The sequence below is a fragment of the Albidovulum sediminis genome (genome assembly GCF_025380365.1).
Taxonomy (GTDB): Bacteria; Pseudomonadota; Alphaproteobacteria; order Rhodobacterales; family Rhodobacteraceae; genus Albidovulum; species Albidovulum sediminis.
The window spans coordinates 26,039-45,580 of record NZ_JAOCQF010000007.1; the positions used below are offsets into that span (position 1 = coordinate 26,039).

Below are 19,542 nucleotides of genomic sequence, written 5' to 3' on the forward strand. Positions count from 1 at the left end.
GGGTCAAAGTCTCGATTGAAGGTCGGAAAGGATTTCGGCCGCCGGTGTGCCGTAGGTGAATTGACGCAGCCACGCGCCATCCGGGCCGATGAGATAGAGGCCGGGACTGTGCGCCATCGTGTACCCGTCTTGCGAAGCGGTATCGGCCTCCCGCTCATAGAAGATCTTGAAGCTTGCGGCCGCAGCCTGCGTTTCGGCCTCGCTGCCGGCCAAGCCGAGGATCGCTGGATGGAAGGCTTTGGTGTAATCAGCCAGCCCAAGCCGTCTGTCCCGTTCTGGATCGATCGAGATGAAAACTGGCTGCACCGATCCTGCGTCAGATCCAAGGTCATCCATGACTTGCGCGACTTCGGATAGCGTAGTCGGACAGACATCCGGGCAGCTTGTGAAGCCGAAGAACACCAATAGGAATTTTCCACGGAATTCGTCCGTCGTGCGGATGCGACCTTCGCTGTCAGCAAGCGCGAAGGCGGGCGTGAAGACAGAAGCTGCTGCTTGGGTGTCGTCCGTTGCCGGCCACCACCGCACCGCCGCGAAAGCGAGGACCGCCGCCGTCGCGGCGACCCAAAGTATGATCTGAAGAGAACGAAGACGCATGAACAGTCCAGATGATGAGAACAGCGTGCGATCTAAAACCTCGAGCAACTAGAGGTTCAACCGACAAAAAGGTGAAGAGTGCAGCACCGGCGAGGTTTCGCCGATCAGGCCGCCCCAAGAAATCTGGCGAGGGCAATGCCGAGGAGGGTGCCGAACAGCCCGAAAACGATGCCGAAGCCTGCGCCGTACTGCAGGCGGTCAAGTGTCTTGCCGCCGCGTTTTCGGGCGACGTAGTAGCCCCAAAGCAATCCGACGATCCCGAAAACTGGTCCGATCATGAAAACTCTCCTTTCAGGATACTCTTGTTCCGCCAACTCCAGAAGGCGAAGCCTCCCCAAAAGCAAAGGATAAGGAGGAGTACGGACCAGTCGCCAAGACGGGCGTAGAGCGTCGGTTGCAGGGGCCTCGGCAAGCGCATGTCGATTACGCCAGAAGTCTCGATGTCCAGCATCGCAAGTGTCTTTCCGTAGGCGTCTATCACTGCCGAGATGCCCGTATTTGCGGCCCGCACAAGAGGAAGTCCCTCCTCGATGGCCCGCATCCGAGCCGAGGCCAGATGTTGCTTTGGACCAATGGACGCACCGAACCAGGCGTCATTGGTCGCGTTGAAAATCCAGTCCGGTCGGATGGCATCATCGACCACATGCCCGGGAAAGATGATCTCGTAGCAGATCGCGATGCCCGCATAGGGATGTGGGCCAAATGCAAGGGTGCGGGGACCCGGACCGGGGAGGAAATCACCTAGAGATTCGACCAATCGCTGAAATGGCAGGACACTCCGCCACGGCACGTATTCGCCAAAGGGAACAAGGTGATGCTTTGCGTAGCGCGTCAGGACGGAACCGTCCGGCGCAATGGCGAGCACAGCGTTTCGGTACACCGTCCCGTCAGCGGTGACCTCCCGCTCAGGACTGCCAGCCAACAGGACGGCAGTGTTCGGCAAGAGCCACCCAAGCATGACGCGGGCCCCAGTGTCCTCGGCGAGAAACCCTGGCCATGCAGTTTCTGGCCAAAGCAGGATATCGTAGTCGCCGGGGTGTGCAGAAAGCGAGAGAAGTCGGAGAATGTTGGCCTTCCGGGATCCTTCGTCCCATTTGGCGCTTTGCGCGATGTTCGGTTGCACGACGCGGATTTTTGCGCCGCGCTCTGACGGGGGAACTGACAAAGCAAGGCGCGCAACGCCGAAACCGGCCACGGTGACCGCAATTGTGGTGGCGCTGGCGAAACGGATGACCTGCAACCTGCGAGCGGGCGCGCGGAAAGCCAGCCCGACCAGTGCTGAACAAAGCACCAAGAGGAACCCCAGCCCATAGCTGCCGACCAGAGCGGCCACTTGTGCGATGGGCAACCAGTCGGCCAGCGTGTAGGCGGCAAGGTTCCAAGGAAACCCCGTCAGAACGTGCCCCCGGAGCCATTCAAGGCCGGTCCAGCTTGTCGCGAGCGAAAGAGCCAGCGGCAATCCGGCGCGCGCCATTCGGGAGGCAAGGGCACAAGCCACAGCCGGAAACACTGCCAGCAGCGCCGCAAGACCGAGGACGGCAGGCAAGGCCAACCATCCGAACCGGTCCGCCTCGACCTGAAAACTTTCGGTGATCCAGAAAAGCCCGGGTATGAATTGGCCCAATCCAAACAGATATCCCAGTCGAAACGCGACAGGCCACGACGTGCCACGCAACATAATTACCAGCACTGCGAAGGCGATCAGCGCAAAGGGCAGGATCGAATATGGTGGCAAGGCCAAGACAAGTACGGCGCCAGCGGCCAGGGCCATGCCCAAGCTGGGCAGACCTTGAATCAGATTTCCGCCGTAACGGGGATGTGCGTCTGAAGTGATCAATCCTGCGAAAGCCCCCGTCTTTAGACGCGAGGGCTAATTGCTCTAGCTACTTGAGGTGCAAGGTATGCGTTTCTGGATCACGGCAATGTCAAAGTGTCGACCTGTTGGTCGACTTCGTGGGGCCGATCCGAAGCCTCGCAAGATGAACGGCGCAGAGCTTGTCGCGCTTTCGGCCCAAACCGTGCGCTGTTGACGGCTCTTTGATTTGTCCCGTCGGCAAGACGACGATACTGCCCATTCCGAAACGTAGGTGAAGGAGTGATCCATGGCCGAAGAACGGATCGGGCGACGGGCTTTGTTGGGCGGAGCAGTCGGGATGGCAGGTCTTGCGGCCCTACCAGCCTTGGCGCAGGACGGCACGACCGAGTTTCAGGCTCCTGTATCCGGCAGCGTGCGGAACAACGTGTCCAGCTTCCGGATGCCTCAGTGGCGGGACTATTTTGAGAATACTAAGGGCGGTGCGATTCTGGCGGACACCAAGTCACGCGCGCTGCATTATTGGTCAGAGGATCAGTCGATCTACCGGCTCTATCCCTCTTCAGTCCCTTTGTCCGAGGAACTGACACGGCTCGGGCGGACCGAAATTGTCCGCAAGGCCGTGAACCCACCGTGGCGTCCGACGGCTTCGATGTTGGAGCGCAACCCGGACTGGCCGAAGATGGTCGAAGGCGGATCCAAGGACAACCCGCTTGGTGTCCGCGGAATGTATCTGTCCTGGCCTGCCTATTTGATCCACGGCACCCATGATACCCGGAAGATAGGTCGTAGATCATCGAACGGGTGCATCGGCCTCTACAATGAGCATGTCATTGAACTCTATGATTTGGCGCAGGTTGGCACTCAGGTGCTGCTGATCTAGGTCTATGGCTTTCTGAACGCATCAGGCTGACGTCGCCCGAAAGCTGGGCGGAAGGCGGGCTGATGTTTGCTTGCTTTCGCTAGGTCAAGTGTCCTCAGCCCACTAGCACGGTCGACAACAGGTTCACGTTCAGCACGATGATCACGGCGGCGATCAGCCAGCAAAGGCCGGTCAGCCAGCGGGGGGCGACCAGTTCGCCCATCTTGGCGCGGCTGGCGGTGAACATCACCAAGGGCACGATGGCGAAGGGAAGCTGGAATGACAGCACGACCTGGCTCAGGATCAGCAGTTCGCCTACGCCGCCGCTGCCGTAGAGCAGAATCACGAAGATCGCCGGGATGATCGCAAGGCCCCGGGTGATCAGGCGTCGCGCCCAAGGGGCGATGCGCAGGTTGATGAAGCCTTCCATCACGATCTGTCCGGCCATTGTGGCGGTGACAGTGGAGTTCAGACCGGCGCACAAAAGCGCTACGCCGAACAGGACCGGCGCGAGCGACGAACCGAGCAAGGGCTCCAGCAACAGATGCGCCTTGTCAATTTCGGCTACGTCGTTTTGCCCCACCGTGTAGAAGGCAGCAGCGGCCAGGATCAGGATCGATGCATTGATCGTCAGCGCGAACATCAGGGCGATGGTGCTGTCCCAAGTAGCCAACCGCAGCGCCTCACGCTTTGCCGGCAGATCCAGTCCAAAGGCGCGGGTCTGAACGATGCCCGAATGCAGGTAAAGGTTATGCGGCATGACCGTCGCCCCTATGATGCCGAGCGCGAGGTAAAGCATCGTCGGGTTGTTGAATATCTCGCGGCTTGGGGCAAAGCCTGCGATGACTTCGCCCCAGACCGGATCGGCCTGCGCGATCAGCACGACGAAACAGGCGGCGATCAGCGCCATCAGCGAGATGATCAGCGCCTCTATCCAGCGAAAGCCCTTGTTCTGCAGCCACAGGATCAAGAACACATCGGCGGCGGTGATAAAGATGCCGATCTCCAGCGGAATCCCGAATAGCAGATTCAGGCCGATGGCGGTTCCGATAACCTCGGCCAGGTCGGTTGCGATGATCGCCAGTTCGGCAAAGATCCAGAGTGGTACAGACATCCATTTCGGAAAGGCATCGCGGCAGGCCTGCGCCAGATCGCGGCCCGAGGCTACCGCCAGCCGCGCGCAGAGAGACTGCAGCAGGATCGCCATGATGTTCGACAGAAGCGCGACGAACAAGAGCGTGTAACCGAACGCCGCGCCACCCGCGAGCGAGGTCGCCCAGTTGCCGGGGTCCATATAGCCCACCGCCACCAGGTAGCCGGGGCCTATGAAGGCGAGGAACCGGCGGAACCGGCTGGTGCCACCGTTTCCGACCGCGATGGTGCGGAAGACTTCGGAAAGGGAGGGGGTCTCGCTTTCCTGCCGCCAGGCATTGGTCGTCATGGCTCTTGGCACTCCCGGCTTGACCACGATCCCTACAAGACGTGGCACATAAAGTTAGACAATGCTAACATTCTGCCCCGCGCCTTTACTTGTCAATCCATCCCGTGCGACACTGCACGGATGACAGAGTTAGATCCTGAAACCCATGCCACGTCGGATGACCGGCCCGCGGACCTGCGCGCCGGGGCGTTTCAAGGTGTGCGCGAAGCCCGGCGCAATGAACTGGCCGAGGACTACGTCGAACTGATCGCCGAACTGATCCACGATCAGGGCGAGGCGCGCCCGGTGGACATCGCCGCCCGGCTTGGCGTGAAGGTGCCGACCGTGAGCAAGACCCTGGACCGTCTCGCGCGCGAGGGGCTGATCACCCGCGCGAAGTATCGGTCGGTCTTTCTGACAGACGCGGGCCGCGCGCTGGCCAAAGAATGCCGGCGTCGGCACGAGATCGTCTTGCGCTTTCTCATCAGCCTCGGCCTTGACCCCGAGACAGCGGAACGCGATGCGGAAGGCATCGAGCACCATGTCAGCGAGCGGACGCTGGCCCTGTTTTCGGCCTTCGCCAACCGGTCCTAAAGGCCGTCAGCTATTCTCGACCGCGAACCGCACATCGGCGATGAGGCTGTCGGCGCTGAAATTCTCCAGCCGTTTGCCATTAAGGAAGAAGGTTGGCGTTTGGCGGATAGCCAAGGCTTCCACGTCGGCCGCATCCTGATTCAGGATACCAGTGATTCCCGGGAAGAACTGGTCGGTCTCGGCCTTTTCGAGATCAAGGCCCGCAGCCCCGGCAATCTCCCATGCCACATCCATCTCAGGCGAGCCATGAACAGCCCAGCCAGGCTGCTGCTCAAGAAGTGCATCGAGGACAGGCTCGAACTTGTCTTGCATCCGCGCAGCCTCGAGGATGCGCACAGCCTCGTCCGAGCCTTCGTGGAAAACGGTGTAGCGCAGCACGACGCGGACCTGCGTCGGGAACTGCCGCCGGATTTCCTGCACCACGGGGTGGTATGCACGGCAGGCCTCGCAGGAGGGATCGAAGAATTCAACCAGTGTGACGGGGGCATCGGCGGGGCCGAAGCTGGGGGAGTAGTCACGGATCAACAGTGCCTGATCCTCGGTTGGCGTGGCGGCGGCCGCCGCTTCTGCCTCGGTGTCGCGGCGCTGCTTCAGCACGAAGGCGCCACCCGCGAAAGCAGCAACACCAAGTGCGGAGGCTCCAAGGATAAGGGTGCGGCGGTTCATGGGCGGTGTCCTTTCGGAAAGAGGAGGCAGGCAAGGATCGCCGCAAAGGCGACCGCTGAGAGATAGGGGATCGGCAGGCCAAGGATCATCTGCGCCTCACCGGTGCAGGATGGGCCATTTTCAGTGCAGGGCACGATCGGCGCGGGCAGGATCCCTGCGTACAGGCCCGAATGCCATGCCGCAAGTGCGAGCCCGGCGAGGGTCAACGGCAAGCCGAAGGGGCGCGCCATCCCGTCGCCCCGCCAGAGCGACAGGCCAAGGATCGGCACCAAGGGGAACATGGCGATGCGTTGATACCAGCAGAGCGTGCAGGGCATCTGGCCCAGCACCTCACCGATGAAGAGCGCGCCAAGCGTGGCCGCCAGCGCGATCAGGAAGGCCGCAGTCACGGCAAGGTCGTCGCGCGACAGGGTTTCTGGGTCAGCTTTGGTCAAGAACCGGCTCCTTGCGGCGGCGAAGGGGAAGCGAGGCGAAAAGGATCAGGACCGCGCCCAAGGTGATGCAGATATCCGCAACGTTGAACGTGGGCCAGTGCCAGTCACGCCAATAGAAATCAAGGAAATCAGTCACGGCGCCCTGCCGAAGCCGGTCGATGATGTTGCCAAGCGCCCCGCCCACAACCATTGCAAAGCCTGCCCTTTCCAAAACATGTTTCGCCCGGAATGCCATGACGGCGAAAGCGATGGTCAGCGCGCCCGTCAGCGCCGCCATCAGAAGGGGCTTACCCGCCATGAACCCGCCCATCATGCCAAAGCTCGCGCCGGTATTGAACCCAAGGGAAAGATTGAAGCCCGGCAGGACCGGGACCGCAGTCCCCTGCGACAGAAGCGACAGCGCTGCGGCCTTGGTCAACTGGTCTGCCACCACTGCGGCAGCAATCAGCGAAATCAGCATCACCCTGGTCATTCTACGGCCTTGCTCTTGATGCCGATCCAGCGTGGGACCGACGCGGCGTAACGATCATAGTCCGGCCCGATTGCCATCCGCAGGGCGGCCTCTTCGGACCGCACTTGCGTGCTGGCCGACCAGAGAAACAGGACTGGGGCGAGGACTGTCGGCAGAGAGGGAACCGCCATCGCAACACCTGCCAACAGTGCCGCTTGCCCCACAAAGGTTGGGTTGCGGCTGAAACGGTAAAGCCCGCTGGAGACCAGATCGCCGGTTTCGCCGCCGACCACGCCGACGCGCCAGGATGATCCCATCGACATCTGCGCGGCAAAAGCCACCATCGCGCCGAGCCCTGCGACAAAGACCCCGATCAGGCCAAGGAGGACGGCGCGACCCTCAGTCCAGAGCAGGTCGACCTTGTGGAACCCGGCCACGGCGAGCCAGAAGAGCGGCCCGAAAAACGCCAACGCAAAGGCCGCGCGGAAACCGATTGCCGCCAGCCGATCGCGCCCGGTGGCGCGCGCGAACAGCCAGATCGGACGCCCCGCCGCTTGTGCTGCCATGGCGCTGCCCCAGAAGAACAGCGCCAGATAGCCGAAAAGAAGGGCCAGCGCGGCCCAGCCAAAACCGGAGATCATCTGCTCAGCCCTCGCGTTCCGGGTTAAACCGCAGCAGACGCAGGGCGTTTAGCGTCACAAGCACGGTTGCACCCGTGTCGGCGAGGATCGCGATCCAGAGGCCGGTCAGACCAAAGACCGAGGTCACGAGGAAGACGGCTTTCAGCCCGAGCGCTATGGTCACATTCTGGCGGATGTTGGCCATTGCTGCGCGCGACAGACGGATCGTGGCGGGAATGTCGGTCACCCGGTCACGAAGAATGGCCGCATCGGCCGTTTCCAGCGCCACATCAGTGCCCGATCCCATCGCCACGCCAACGCTTGCCTGTTTGAGCGCGGGGGCGTCGTTGATGCCGTCGCCGATCATCATCACGCCACCTTTACTTCCGATCTCGCGGATGTAGGCAAGCTTGTCCTCCGGCATCATGTCTGCCTCGAACTTCAGGCCGAGGCCTCCGCCGATGGCAGCGGCCGTGCGCGGGTTGTCGCCGGTCAGGATGACCGCAGTCACCCCCATGGCCGTCAACTGGCGCACCGCGTCTTTCGCATCCGCACGCGGCTCGTCCCGCATGGCGATCAGTCCGAGCGGGGCCTTTTCGCGAAACACGGCGACCGCGGTCTTGCCGTCCTCCTCAAAAATCGTCGCCTGCCGAAGGCCAAGGCCATCCAGCCCGCCATGCTCCATCGCGTAGCGGGGCGAGGCCACATAGGCCGCAGCGCCGCCCACGGTTGCAACAACGCCCTTGCCCATCAGCGCCTTTGCGTCTTGCGAGGGCAGCGCAGAAACGCCAGCGTCCTTGGCCTTGTTCAGGATCGCAATCGCCAGCGGGTGGCTCGAGCCGGTCTCGACGCCTGCCGCCACGGCCAGAAGTTCAGCTTCGGTGGTCGTCCCGAACGGCACCAGATCCGTCACCTGCGGGCGACCATGCGTCAGCGTCCCGGTCTTGTCGAAGGTCACAACATCCACCTTCGCCGCCGCTTCGATCACGGCACCGCCCTTCATCAAGAGCCCGCGGCGCGCGCCGGTGGACAGCGCCGAAGCAATGGAGGCAGGCACCGAGATGACCAACGCGCAGGGGCACCCGATCAGGAGAAGCGCAAGGCCCCGGTAAATCCACGTGTCCCAAGGCTGACCAAATGCCAGCGGCGGCACCACGATCACCAGCGCGGCAACCGCGACAATGGCCGGCATGTACCAGCGGCTGAACCGATCGATGAAGCGTTCGGTCGGGGCACGCGCCTCTTCGGCCTCTTCAACCAGACGGATGATGCGGGCGATGGTGTTGTCCTCGCGACCTTTGGTCACTTTGACCCGCAGGGCCGCCTCGGTGTTGATTGCGCCTGCAAAAACCGCGTCCCCGGGGCCGCGCGTCTTGGGCACGCTTTCCCCGGTGACCGGGCTTTCGTCCACGCCCGAAGTGCCATCCACGATCTCGCCATCGGCCGGAATCCGGTCACCGGGGCGGACAAGGACTGTCTGGCCCACAGACAGGCTTGCGGCTGGAACCTCGCGCGTGCTGTCACCTGTAACGAGTTGCGCCGTCTTCGGCACAAGATTGGCCAGCGCCCGGATCCCGTCTCGCGCCTTGCCGGCGGCCACGCCTTCCAACACCTCGCCCACGGCGAACAGAAACACCACCAGTGCCGCCTCTTCCGCTGCGTTGATGAACAGCGCGCCGACGGCGGCAATCGTCATCAGGCTTTCGATGGTGAAGGGCTGTCCCATCCGCAGCGCCGCAAAGGCGCGCTGCGCTACCGGGGCCACGCCGATCAAGCAAGCGGCAACGAAGGCCCACTTACCGATCTCGGGGGCAAGATACTCGATGACCCAGGCGGCACCCAGCAGCAGGGCGGTAAAGATGACCAGCTTGCCCTTGGCGGTCTGATACCAGCGCTTGCCCCGGTCGGCGGGGTCGTCATGAACGTGGCCGGGGCTGCCGTGACCGCTATCGTCGCGCTTGGTGCTGGCCGCCTTAGGGCCTTGGTCGTGACCAGAATGATCGTGGCCAGCGGGAGCGTGGGCGGAGTGATCATGATCTTGATGCATGTCGCTCTGCTCAGGTGCGGATTGAGCCCCCGGCAAAACGAAGTCCTTCTTCGCACCGGCGGCGCGCGGCGCAATCTCATAGCCAAGCGCACGGACGGTCTTCTCGATCTTGTCCCGCCCGGTTTGTCCCTCATCCAGCGTCAAGCGCAGGCGTTCCGACATGATGCCAACCTCGACGCCGCTTACCCCCGGCAGGCGCGTCACCGCATCCTTGATCTTGGTCGCGCAGGACCCGCAGTCCATGCCCGTCACCGTCCAGTCACAGGATGTTTCGCGTGCAGCTTCCGACATCGTCATTCCTCCTGCCGCTGAGCGGGCAGTTGCTTTCATCGAATCAGCAACCTAATGTCTCTAGCAACTATAGCTTCAAGGGGAATCTGATGCTGACTATCGGAAAGTTGGGCGAGGCCGCCGGGGTGAAGGTACCGACGATCCGCTATTACGAGCAGATCGGCCTGCTTCCCGAAGCCGAGCGCAGCGCGGGCAACCAGAGACTCTACAGCCGCAAAGCGATGGAGCGTCTGGCCTTCATCCGGCACGCCCGCGATCTGGGCTTCACGCTCGAAGCGATCCGCGACCTGCTGAGCCTGTCGGACCGACCGGATCAGTCCTGCGCTGCTGCCGATGCCATCGCGAAGGCTCAGCTGGCAGAGGTTGAAAGCCGCCTTGCGCGATTGACAGCGCTGAAGGCCGAACTTGAACGAATGGTCGTGCAATGTGCAGGCGGCAAGATCGCCGATTGCCGCGTTATCGAAGTTCTGGGCGACCATTCGCTTTGCGCGACCGATCATCGGCATCCGGAGATAGAGGCGACGCAATAACCGCACCCGCAACACTCGCCATTTAAGCCAGCACCGCCTTTTCCGAAAACGCCGCCCCGGGCCGCTCGAGCATCAACGGTACTCCGTTCAACCGGATGTGCGTTGCCGAATTTTTCTTCTCATGTCATGCATTCTGGATGTCGTGGATGGTCCGACCCTTTTTAGCAGTGCTTTTGGCTGTGTCCCTGTTCGCGGCCACAGTCAGTGAGGTATCGGCCGGACTTGCAGCGGAGATCGCGGCAGCAGCCGATCCGTGCTGCGAAGGCGATTGCCCTGATGACCAGGCATGCAGCGTCGCCTGCGAAATGATGGCGCGTGGCGGGATGACATTGCTCGCCCTGGTACAAGTCCCCGGGCTTTCTGTTACCGAGGAGGCATCTGCTGCAGTCCTGATGCTTCCTGACCTGCATCCACCATCCGGGCTTCCGCCGGATGGCTTGAGACGACCTCCCCGCATTTGACCCCGCCGCGTGCGTCAGCGCGCGGATGATGCCGTTTGCACCTGCGCCAATTGGCTTCGCGGGTGCGCTGTCGCTGCAATCAAAGGGTCTTCCTCATGACAAACATGTTCCGCCGCATTTGCGGCTCCGTTCTGGCACTTCTCATCGGCGTATCTGCCCTCTGGGCAGGTGCAGACGACTACCGTTTCGAGATCGTCTCGACCGACCATCGTGTCGGTTCTGGGGTAACGATTGAACTTCGTCTGACCGATCTTCGCACCGGCCAGCCGGTCGAGGGCGCGGTCATTTATGCCACGCGCATGGACATGGCCCCCGACGGGATGGAGGCGATGACCTCCGCTGTCACCGCATTGCCGGCCGAAGGCCCGGGCACTTACCTGTTCAGCACGGATCTCACCATGGCGGGGGGATGGCGGTTTTCGGTGGCGGCCAAGGTGCAGGGTGAACCGGAAACCGTGAAGGCAGAACTGGAATTGCGAGCCGAGCCATGAGCGCGGTTGGCAAGCTGACTGCCGCAGTCCTTGTTGCAGGCAGTGCCGGATGGATCGGGCTGACCGCAGGCGAAAAGGGAATCACCGTGGCCAGCCTGATAGGCATGGCTGAGATGCAGCTTGCCGTCTTGATGGGCAATGACGCAGTCGCCATGCCGGGTGCTGACGCCCCTGAAGCAGAGCCGACCGGCCCGGTGATCTACTGGAGGCACCCGGATGGGTTGCCCGAATGGTCGGTATCCGAGCGGCAAACGGCAGATGGGCGCGCCTTCCTGCCTGTTCTCGCCAGCGAGGATCTCTCGCTGGGCCCTGCGCCCGAGCCCAGTTCAGAAATGGCAATGGCTGAAACAGGTGAGCGGACCATCCTCTACTACCGCAACCCGATGGGCCTGCCAGACACCTCGCCAGTGCCGAAGCAGGACTCAATGGGGATGGATTACATCCCCGTCTATGACGGTGAAAACAGTGATGACGGCTCGGTCACTGTCAGCCCTGGCAAGTTGCAGCGCACCGGGGTGCGGACGGCCGAAGCAGTGTTGGCACCTCTGGCGGCCACATTACGGGCGCCGGGCATCGTGGAACTGGACGAACGCCGGATCAGCGTAATTTCGTTGCGCGCCGACGCCTTCATAGAAACCGTTGCCGATGTGACCACGGGCAGCACGATCGCCGAAGGCGCACCGCTCGTGACGCTTTATTCACCCGAGATCGCTGCCGCTCTTGCACAGTTCCTGACCGACGTGCGGTCGGAAGGGCGGTTGAGGGAGGGCGCGCGGCAACGATTGGAAAACCTCGGCGTGCCGGGAGAGGTGATCGACCGCATCGCGACCGAGGGCCAGACGACAGTGAGTATTCCGATCATGGCCCCGCGCAGCGGCGTGGTGCTGGAGCGGATGGCGGTCGAAGGCATGATGTCGGAAGCGGGCGATACCCTGTTCCGCATCGCTGACACCTCGACCGTCTGGGTCATCGCCGAAGTGCCTGAAGCGGCGCTGATGGAGATTGCAGTAGGAACAGAGGTTCGGGTGAGCTTTCGTGGCCTCACGGATGGCCCGATTCCGGGCCGTATCGACACCATTTACCCCGAGATCGATATGATGACCCGCACTGGAAAGCTGCGGATTGAATTGCCGAACCCGGACGGGCGCCTACGCGCCAACATGTTCGCCGAGGTCGAAATCATGCTCGGCGGTGCACCCGTGGTGCAGGTACCAGAGGGTGCTGTGATCGACACCGGCGACAGGCAGGTGGTGATCCTTGATCTGGGTGAAGGGCGGTTCCGGCCCGAACCTGTGACCGTGGGGCGCAAGGGCGACGGCATGATCGAGATCGTCAGCGGCGTGGGCGCGGGCGACATAGTGGTCAGCTCTGCCACCTTCTTGATCGACGCCGAAAGCAACCTCAATGCGGCTTTGGCTGCCCTTGCAGCGCCCGGATCCACCCCGGAGGCCAACCCATGATCGCCCGCATTATCGAATGGTCGGCCCGCAACGTGCTGCTTGTGCTCTTTGCCACCGTCTTTACCGTGGCTGCGGGCCTTTGGTCCCTGCGCACACTGCCGATCGACGCCATCCCCGATCTGTCGGATGTGCAGGTGATCGTGCTGACCGAATATCCTGGGCAAGCGCCGCAGGTGGTCGAAGATCAGGTGACCTATCCCCTCACTTCGGCCATGCTGACCGTGCCACAGTCACGCGTGGTGCGCGGGTTCTCGTTCTTCGGCATCTCTTTCGTCTACATCATCTTCGAAGATGGCGTGGACCCCTACTGGGCCCGCTCGCGCGTGCTGGAATACCTCAACGCCGCCGCAGCACGTTTGCCGGATGGAGTGACGCCCGCGCTTGGGCCAGATGCGACGGGCGTGGGCTGGGTCTATCAATACGCGCTGAAGGGCGAGAACCTGAGCCTGGCCGAGCTGCGGTCCTTGCAAGATTGGGTAATGCGTTTTGCCATCAGCGGTGCCGACGGCGTGTCGGAAGTCGCCAGCGTCGGCGGGTTTGTGAAACAATACTCGATCACCGTCGATCCGGTGCGGATGCGGGCGCTTGGCATCACCCTGTCCGAGATCGGTGAGGCAGTTGCGGCCAGCAACATGGACACCGGCGGGCGCACGGTCGAGCTGTCGGAATTCGAGTTCATGGTGCGCGGGCGCGGCTATCTGGACGGCATAGCCGATCTGGAAATGGTCCCGATCCGTGCTGAGGGGGGCGTGCCGGTTCTGCTGCGCGACGTAGCGCGGGTCGAGATCGTGCCCGATGAGCGTCGGGGCATCGCAGAGCTTGATGGCGAGGGAGAGGTCGCCAGCGGCATCGTGCTACAACGAGTGGGGGCCAATGCACTCGACGTGATCGATAACGCCAAGGTCGAGATCGAGACCATCGCGCGAAGCCTGCCCGAGGGGGTGGAGATCGTCACCGTCTATGACCGGTCCAACTTGATCCTGTCAGCCATTGAAACCTTGCGGACGACACTTCTTGAGGAAAGCATCGTCGTGGCGCTGGTCACATTTGTCTTCCTGCTGCATGTCCGCTCGTCGCTGGTCGCCATCATCATGCTGCCGGTGGGCCTCTTGATGGCCTTCACCGCCATGCGCGCGCTTGGCATCGGGGCCAATATCATGAGCCTTGGCGGCATCGCTATCGCCATTGGCGCGATGATCGACGCCGCCATCGTGATGATTGAAAACGCCCACAAGCATCTGGAACGGGCGGAACCCGGCAAGCCACGGGTGGAAGTGCTGATCGAAGCCGCGTCCGAGGTTGGCCCGGCGCTGTTCTTCAGCCTGCTGATTATCACCGTCTCCTTCCTGCCGATCTTCGCGCTGGAAGGGCAAGAGGGCCGCCTATTCGGCCCCTTGGCTGCAACCAAAACTTTCGCCATGGCGGCCGCAGCGCTCTTGTCAGTGACGCTGGTGCCCGCGCTGATGGTGATCTTCGTGCGCGGGCGGATCGTGCCGGAACACCGCAACCCGGTGAACCGCGCCCTGATCGCGATCTACCGACCCGTCATCCAATGGGTGCTGCGGGCGCGGGTGTTCACAATCACGCTCGCGCTGGTGGCACTGGTCGCCACAATCTGGCCCGCGCGGCAGTTGGGGTCCGAATTCATGCCCGCTCTGGACGAGGGCACGATGATGTACATGCCCACCACCCTGCCGGGCTTGTCCGTCACCAAAGCAGCGGAGTTGATTCAGATGCAGGACCGCATCATCCGCAGCTTCCCGGAAGTCGAGACCGTCTTCGGCAAGGCGGGACGTGCGCTGACGGCAACCGACCCGGCCCCTACCGAGATGTTCGAGACGATCATTCAGCTGAAGCCGAAGGATGAGTGGCGCGAGGGCGTCACGATGGAAAGTCTGCGGCTGGAAATGGACGCCGCCCTGCAATTCCCCGGCGTCTCGAACGCCTGGACCCAGCCGATCCGCGCCCGCATCGATATGCTGGCCACCGGCATCCGCACTCCTGTGGGGGTGAAAGTCTTCGGCACTGACCTTACAGAAATGGAGGCAGTCGCGCGGCAGGTCGAGGCGGTGCTGCGGAATGTTCCCGGCACCACCAGCGCCTATGCCGAACGGGTGATCGGCGGCTATTACCTCGACATCGTGCCCGACCGGGAACGGCTGGCGCGTTACGGCCTGTCGATCCAGGACGTGCAGGAGGTTATCGCCATGGCGCTTGGGGCCGAGGCGATCACTCAGACCGTCGAGGGACGCGAGCGCTACAACGTGGCACTGCGCTATCCCGCAGCGCTGCGCCAGGATCCCGAGGCCATCGCGCAAGAGGTTCAGGTCGCGCTTCCGGGTGGTGGCACTGTGCCCCTGGGCGAGGTCGCCGCTGTCGAGCGTACACGGGGTGCGACGTCGATCCGCACTGAGAACGGTCAGCTTGCCGTCTACATCTTCGTGGACATCGCGGGCCGCGATCTGGGCGGCTATGTCGCCGAGGCACAAGCGGCAGTGGCTGGCGAAGTGATCCTGCCGCCCGGCTATTCGCTGGGCTGGAGCGGTCAGTTCGAATACCTCGAACGTGCCAAGGCTCGGCTGGCAATCGTCGTGCCGATCACACTGGCGGTGATCTTCCTGTTGCTGTTTCTCAACTTCCGCCGCCTGACCGAAACCCTGATCGTGATGCTGTCCCTGCCCTTCGCGCTGGTTGGCGGCGTCTGGCTGATGTGGTGGATGGGCTTTAACACGTCGGTGGCTGTCGCGGTCGGGTTCATCGCGTTGGCCGGTGTCGCCGCAGAAACCGGGGTAATCATGCTGATCTACCTCGACCATGCATTGGCGGAACGCAGGGCCGAGGTCGCCCGCGCAGGACGCCCATTCACCCGCGCCGATCTGGATGCCGCGATCATGGTCGGCGCTGTCGAACGGGTGCGGCCCAAGATGATGACGGTGGTGGCGATCATGGCGGGCCTGATGCCGATCCTTTGGGCGCATGGCACCGGGTCTGAGGTTATGAGCCGTATCGCCGTGCCGATGATCGGTGGGATGGTGTCGTCCACCATCCTGACGTTGGTCGTGATTCCGGCTGTCTACGCACTGATCAAGGGGCGCGGGCTGGCGAAGGCAGGAGACCTTGCCAACGGTGGTGCCGTCGTGAAGCCAATGGGTCAATCCCTGGTTTGAAAGTGGTCGGAGAAACCCCGGCAGAAATGATTGGAGCAAGCATGTCCGAGGTCTCTCTTCCGCATCAAGCCATCTCATCGCGAGATTTCTCCTGCCAAAACGGCGCGTCCGTGCACGGCAAGGATTGCAGTGAACCTTGGACAGCCGAACTGTCGGACGACATCTAGGACACGAGCATCGTAGGCGGCTTGGCCAATCAGGCTGCACAAATCCGATGCGTGAAACTGTCGGTTGGCACTAGGAGCAGCCCGAATCTGCTGATGGAGCTCGAGCGTTTTCGGATCTTCTTTGGCCAGCAGCTCCGGCTCCGATGAAAACGTTGGAGCCCGGCTTGACGAACTGGTCCGCCAGCGCCGCATGAAGCCGAGCAAGTAGCCAGCCGGGACATGGGCATTGCCGCGCGACTGGTTGAAAGTCAGGAAACGTTCCCAGATGATCTGCGTATCGACGTTCCAGCAGGCAAGCGACACCTTCGCTGACTTGATCAATTCTGCCCAAGGCGTGTGGTAGACGCTGGCTACTGCGCCGATCTCGATCTTTCCTGCAAAGATAGTTTTGTTCTTAGAGTCTCCAGATAGTGATGTGTCGCCTGCAGATGACACGACATCTGGCGCTGTTCCAGTTGCGATATGCCCCCCGAACCGGAACAGCCAGGGCGCAAACTTGCCATTGGGCTTCCACCGGGCCAGCGCCAAGCCGGACGCCGCGAGCTCGACCAGGAGCGCCGTCAGATGCTGCCGGGAAACCCCCATCTTTTCGGCGAGGTGCGCCAGCGTGAACGCGGCCGTTCCGCGTTCCAACCCGTTGTAACCGTCCTTCCAGGCGATCCCGTCGAGGATGATCGTCGCGAGCTTGTGCGCCGACGTGGAGAGTGGGGTTTCGGTGATGCGGCGCAGGATGGCACCGGTCGTGAGTTCCATGATGTGTCGTTCCGTCCTGGGGCGACACCAGACCGCGAGGCGTGCAAAAGTTCGTTCCGGCAAAGGCATTTGCCGGTTGAACGGACCCAAAGCTCGCGCTAGATTCCCACTACCACGAGGAAATCAGTGCGGCGTCGGGCCTATGGTCTGGCGTCGTTTCTGTTTCTGGGGATCCGGTCACTCGATCGTTTCGTGGGAGGGCGGTCGTTCATGTTCTCAGTAATGAACCTCTTCGTGTCCGTAGCTCCCTTCATAGTCGCGCCATTCGACGAAAACAGACCGGTGCCAATAGCTGCGACAGTCTGCCGGCACGGTGAGGTCTGAGGCGGTCGGCACCGCAGAAATGCTGCTCCGACGACGGCTGTAGTCGCCCTGAGCGCCATAGGTGCCCATGTACACGGCGCCCCAGCTGTTGCAGTCGCCGTCAGAGTTGCGTCTCTGCTGGTAGGTGATCTCGAACACGCGGATCGAGCGGACAAAGTCAAACGCCGGATCGGAGATATCGACATCTGCCCGATCCTGGACGAGCTGAGGTGCCCACGGCGTTTTCGGGACAGAGATGAGCGGGGCAGTCTCTCCGCGAACGGCGATGTCGAACAGGCGCTCGATCGGTTTGGCCTCGCCGCGGAAACTCGCCCGCATCGGGCAGTTCCAGATTTGCAGCGGTGGCTCGACCGGCCATGGCGTGATCCGGGCAATGAAGACGGTGCGGGCATGGGCGCATTCGGTCGAGGCTGGCCAGCCGCCTGCGAGGCAGAGAAGGATCGCGCAATCAACGGGGTAGGCTTGTGCCGGAGCCGCAACAGAAAGTGACATGGCGGTCGCTGCCAGGGCGGCCGCAGCTCGTAGTCTTGTCATGGGAGTTTCCTTGTGAAGATGCCGGGAGGGGAAGGGTAGGGGGACCTGATCTCACGCGGTCATCCGTCCGGGTCCTCGCCAAGAGCCTGGTAGTCGTGGATCGCGCGGTTGATCTCTTCGGACACCTGGGCTCGCGCGGCATCCAGACAGCGCAGATAGGTCTGCGCCTCATCGAAATAGGCCGTGAACTCCTGCCCGATCTCCACGCGATATTCCGCGCGCGTGGCAGCATCGGTCACCGGTGCAGGCGGGACCGGCGGCAAGCAGTCCAACGCCGTCGCACCTTGAGCGACGCCGCAGACAGGCATCGTGAACAGGGCGGCGGCGGCGAGGCAAGCGTGTCTGGAGCGGAGAAGGGGCATGCACGGTCCGCGGTTTCAAAACATGTGCATGAATTGCAAAACACCGCTATTGACGCAATAGGATTCTACCGCTAGGTGAGCGCCATGTTGTGCGACGACATGTTTCTCATCAGCGCAACATGCACTATGTTCTGCCGAAAGCGTGTTGCTTCGGAAGGTGCCAACCCATGAGGAACTTGACCCCGGTGATCTTGCAGGCCGGACTTAAGGAGGCCCTGACCGAAGGCGGCATCGTCGAAGCCCTCTGTGTCGAGGACGCAAAGAAGGTTCTCAATGTCTGGCAAGGCACCTGGCGCATCCAGTTGCGCCTTGGCGACCAGACGGCCCTTCTGGTGATCTCGCGCGGGCTCGAACCACGGGAGTTCAAGACCGTCACCGGTCTGATCTCCTTCGCGGTCGAGTTGGGTCTGACCACGGTCCCCGTTCCTTTGAAGAAGGGCGAAAAGGCGACCTGGACCCATGACACAGCGGTGGAGCCCATTCCCTGATCTGACCCTCGGCTCAGGGCTGGCGCTTTGGCTCATTGCCGCACAAGGTGCCCAGGCCGAGGTCATCGACCTTGGGGCAGGGACAGAGGACCTGCGGGTTCGGGCCAGCGTTCTCGATTTTGGCAAAGAGCTTCCCAAGCGCGGCGATCTGAACGACGCCGAGTTCACAAATAATGCTGAGACCGACGCAACTGACGAAGGTCTCGTTGTGCTTGCGTCCTATGGCACGTCCCCGGAGGACAGGGGTCCGCGTGGCACAGCCGAAATCGAGGATCTCGTACTCGACGTCGGCGACGACTACCTCCGCCATCCGGCGCTGAAAGCGGCCGGTCTCTCCGGGACGGAATGGCTTGCGCTCTTTCGGGCAAACATCGCAGTGGAATCCGCATTCAATCCGGATGCGCGCTCATCGGTCGGTGCCATCGGGCTTGGGCAACTGATGCCCGGAACCGCCGATCTCCTCGGCGTCGACCCCCACGATCCGGAAGACAACCTGCACGGCTCGGCCCGCTATCTTCTCGCCCAGCTTGAAGACTTCGGCGCCGCCGATCTTGCTCTGGCTGCCTACAACGCCGGCCCCGAAGCGGTCCGCGACTATGGCGGCATTCCCCCTTATGCCGAAACCGAGGGCCATGTGGCCAAGGTTCTGCGGCTGACCAACGCAACCCTCAGTTCGGAGTAATCCCCATGTTCCGCAGTCTTTTTGGCGCGCGATTGCCGCGCCTGGCTTTGCACACCCTTTTGCTGTCGCTGCCCTTCGCGGCAATCCTCGCAGAGCCAGCTCTCGCACAGAACCTCGATCCCCTCGAAAACATGTTGCAGACCGTGGTCGATGCACTGACCGGCCCGATCGGGCGGCTGATCGCCATCCTTGCCGTGGTGGCTGCCGGCTACATGATGTTCACCGGCCGCCTGAACTGGCCCCTCTTCCTTGCGATCTTCTTCGGCGTGGTTCTCGTCTTCTCGGCCGCGACCATCATCGACGGCTTTGCGGCCCCCTGAGGCGGGAC

At 62.4% G+C, this 19,542-nt stretch carries 21 protein-coding genes; 9 read left to right on the top strand and 12 right to left on the bottom strand.

What is annotated here, in order from left to right:
• Positions 1-3 precede the first annotated feature (3 nt).
• The 3 genes from N5I32_RS19975 to lnt all read right to left on the bottom strand — a co-directional run bounded on the left by N5I32_RS19975 (position 4) and on the right by lnt (position 2,368).
• The gene (locus tag N5I32_RS19975) at positions 4-597 is read right to left on the bottom strand and encodes an SCO family protein (protein ID WP_125327895.1); all 594 of its coding nucleotides are present in this window, start codon (positions 595-597) and stop codon (positions 4-6) included.
• A 104-nt stretch (positions 598-701) separates the two neighbouring features.
• Positions 702-875, bottom strand: coding sequence for a hypothetical protein (locus N5I32_RS19980; RefSeq protein WP_168776494.1), 174 nt, complete (start codon positions 873-875; stop codon positions 702-704).
• Positions 872-2,368, bottom strand: coding sequence for an apolipoprotein N-acyltransferase (gene lnt, locus N5I32_RS19985; protein WP_168776493.1), 1,497 nt, complete (start codon positions 2,366-2,368; stop codon positions 872-874). The genes N5I32_RS19980 and lnt overlap by 4 nt, the downstream gene beginning before the upstream one ends.
• 331 nt (positions 2,369-2,699) lie before the next feature.
• Between lnt and N5I32_RS19990 the strand changes: the two genes are divergently transcribed.
• Complete coding sequence (locus N5I32_RS19990; protein ID WP_168776492.1) at positions 2,700-3,293, top strand: L,D-transpeptidase; 594 nt, start codon at positions 2,700-2,702, stop codon at positions 3,291-3,293.
• A 94-nt stretch (positions 3,294-3,387) separates the two neighbouring features.
• On the opposite strand, the gene N5I32_RS19995 is transcribed toward N5I32_RS19990, so the two are convergent.
• Complete coding sequence (locus tag N5I32_RS19995; protein ID WP_168776491.1) at positions 3,388-4,713, bottom strand: Nramp family divalent metal transporter; 1,326 nt, start codon at positions 4,711-4,713, stop codon at positions 3,388-3,390.
• A gap of 120 nt (positions 4,714-4,833) precedes the next feature.
• Here N5I32_RS19995 and mntR point away from each other — a divergent pair, with 120 nt between their 5' ends.
• The gene (gene mntR / locus N5I32_RS20000; RefSeq protein WP_125327817.1) at positions 4,834-5,286 is read left to right on the top strand and encodes a manganese-binding transcriptional regulator MntR; all 453 of its coding nucleotides are present in this window, start codon (positions 4,834-4,836) and stop codon (positions 5,284-5,286) included.
• A gap of 6 nt (positions 5,287-5,292) precedes the next feature.
• Here mntR and N5I32_RS20005 read toward each other — a convergent pair whose 3' ends face one another.
• From N5I32_RS20005 to N5I32_RS20025, 5 genes are read right to left on the bottom strand one after another with little or no spacing between them, the layout of a single operon-like run.
• Entirely contained in the window at positions 5,293-5,952 is a 660-nt protein-coding gene (locus tag N5I32_RS20005) for a DsbA family protein (RefSeq protein ID WP_168776490.1), read from the bottom strand.
• Positions 5,949-6,386: a disulfide bond formation protein B gene (locus N5I32_RS20010; RefSeq protein WP_168776489.1), complete on the bottom strand. Its 438-nt coding sequence runs from the start codon at positions 6,384-6,386 to the stop codon at positions 5,949-5,951. The genes N5I32_RS20005 and N5I32_RS20010 overlap by 4 nt, the downstream gene beginning before the upstream one ends.
• Positions 6,373-6,858, bottom strand: coding sequence for a signal peptidase II (lspA, locus tag N5I32_RS20015; protein WP_168776488.1), 486 nt, complete (start codon positions 6,856-6,858; stop codon positions 6,373-6,375). Before lspA ends, N5I32_RS20010 begins: the two co-directional genes overlap by 14 nt.
• Complete coding sequence (locus N5I32_RS20020) at positions 6,855-7,478, bottom strand: methyltransferase family protein (protein ID WP_168776487.1); 624 nt, start codon at positions 7,476-7,478, stop codon at positions 6,855-6,857. The genes lspA and N5I32_RS20020 overlap by 4 nt, the downstream gene beginning before the upstream one ends.
• Before the next feature lie 4 nt (positions 7,479-7,482).
• Positions 7,483-9,801, bottom strand: a complete 2,319-nt coding sequence (locus N5I32_RS20025; protein ID WP_261497706.1) for a heavy metal translocating P-type ATPase — start codon at positions 9,799-9,801, stop codon at positions 7,483-7,485.
• An 83-nt stretch (positions 9,802-9,884) separates the two neighbouring features.
• On the opposite strand from N5I32_RS20025, the gene N5I32_RS20030 reads away from it, so the two are divergent.
• From N5I32_RS20030 to N5I32_RS20045, 4 genes are all read left to right on the top strand, one after another.
• Positions 9,885-10,325, top strand: coding sequence for a MerR family transcriptional regulator (locus N5I32_RS20030; protein WP_126976261.1), 441 nt, complete (start codon positions 9,885-9,887; stop codon positions 10,323-10,325).
• A 556-nt stretch (positions 10,326-10,881) separates the two neighbouring features.
• The gene (locus N5I32_RS20035) at positions 10,882-11,277 is read left to right on the top strand and encodes a FixH family protein (protein WP_126976262.1); all 396 of its coding nucleotides are present in this window, start codon (positions 10,882-10,884) and stop codon (positions 11,275-11,277) included.
• On the top strand, positions 11,274-12,737 hold the full coding sequence (locus N5I32_RS20040; RefSeq protein ID WP_108437568.1) for an efflux RND transporter periplasmic adaptor subunit: 1,464 nt from the start codon (positions 11,274-11,276) through the stop codon (positions 12,735-12,737). The genes N5I32_RS20035 and N5I32_RS20040 overlap by 4 nt, the downstream gene beginning before the upstream one ends.
• Entirely contained in the window at positions 12,734-15,904 is a 3,171-nt protein-coding gene (locus N5I32_RS20045) for an efflux RND transporter permease subunit (RefSeq protein WP_126976263.1), read from the top strand. Before N5I32_RS20040 ends, N5I32_RS20045 begins: the two co-directional genes overlap by 4 nt.
• Before the next feature lie 74 nt (positions 15,905-15,978).
• Here N5I32_RS20045 and N5I32_RS20050 read toward each other — a convergent pair whose 3' ends face one another.
• From N5I32_RS20050 to N5I32_RS20060, 3 genes are all read right to left on the bottom strand, one after another.
• Positions 15,979-16,824: a hypothetical protein gene (locus tag N5I32_RS20050; protein ID WP_261497708.1), complete on the bottom strand. Its 846-nt coding sequence runs from the start codon at positions 16,822-16,824 to the stop codon at positions 15,979-15,981.
• 216 nt (positions 16,825-17,040) lie between these two features.
• Entirely contained in the window at positions 17,041-17,682 is a 642-nt protein-coding gene (locus N5I32_RS20055; protein WP_164517409.1) for a hypothetical protein, read from the bottom strand.
• Positions 17,683-17,741: 59 nt separating this feature from the next.
• A complete protein-coding gene (locus tag N5I32_RS20060; protein ID WP_125327829.1) occupies positions 17,742-18,044 on the bottom strand; it encodes a hypothetical protein in 303 nt (100 codons plus the stop codon).
• Between the two features lie 167 nt (positions 18,045-18,211).
• On the opposite strand from N5I32_RS20060, the gene N5I32_RS20065 reads away from it, so the two are divergent.
• Genes N5I32_RS20065 through N5I32_RS20075 form a run of 3 tightly spaced genes read left to right on the top strand, consistent with a single transcriptional unit; the run spans position 18,212 to position 19,534 of the window.
• Positions 18,212-18,532 carry a hypothetical protein gene (locus tag N5I32_RS20065; protein WP_261497710.1) on the top strand — a complete coding sequence of 107 codons (321 nt, stop codon included), beginning with the start codon at positions 18,212-18,214 and terminating at the stop codon, positions 18,530-18,532.
• Positions 18,504-19,214, top strand: a complete 711-nt coding sequence (locus tag N5I32_RS20070) for a lytic transglycosylase domain-containing protein (protein ID WP_261497711.1) — start codon at positions 18,504-18,506, stop codon at positions 19,212-19,214. The genes N5I32_RS20065 and N5I32_RS20070 overlap by 29 nt, the downstream gene beginning before the upstream one ends.
• A gap of 5 nt (positions 19,215-19,219) precedes the next feature.
• Positions 19,220-19,534: a TrbC/VirB2 family protein gene (locus N5I32_RS20075; RefSeq protein ID WP_261497712.1), complete on the top strand. Its 315-nt coding sequence runs from the start codon at positions 19,220-19,222 to the stop codon at positions 19,532-19,534.
• Positions 19,535-19,542 lie beyond the last annotated feature (8 nt).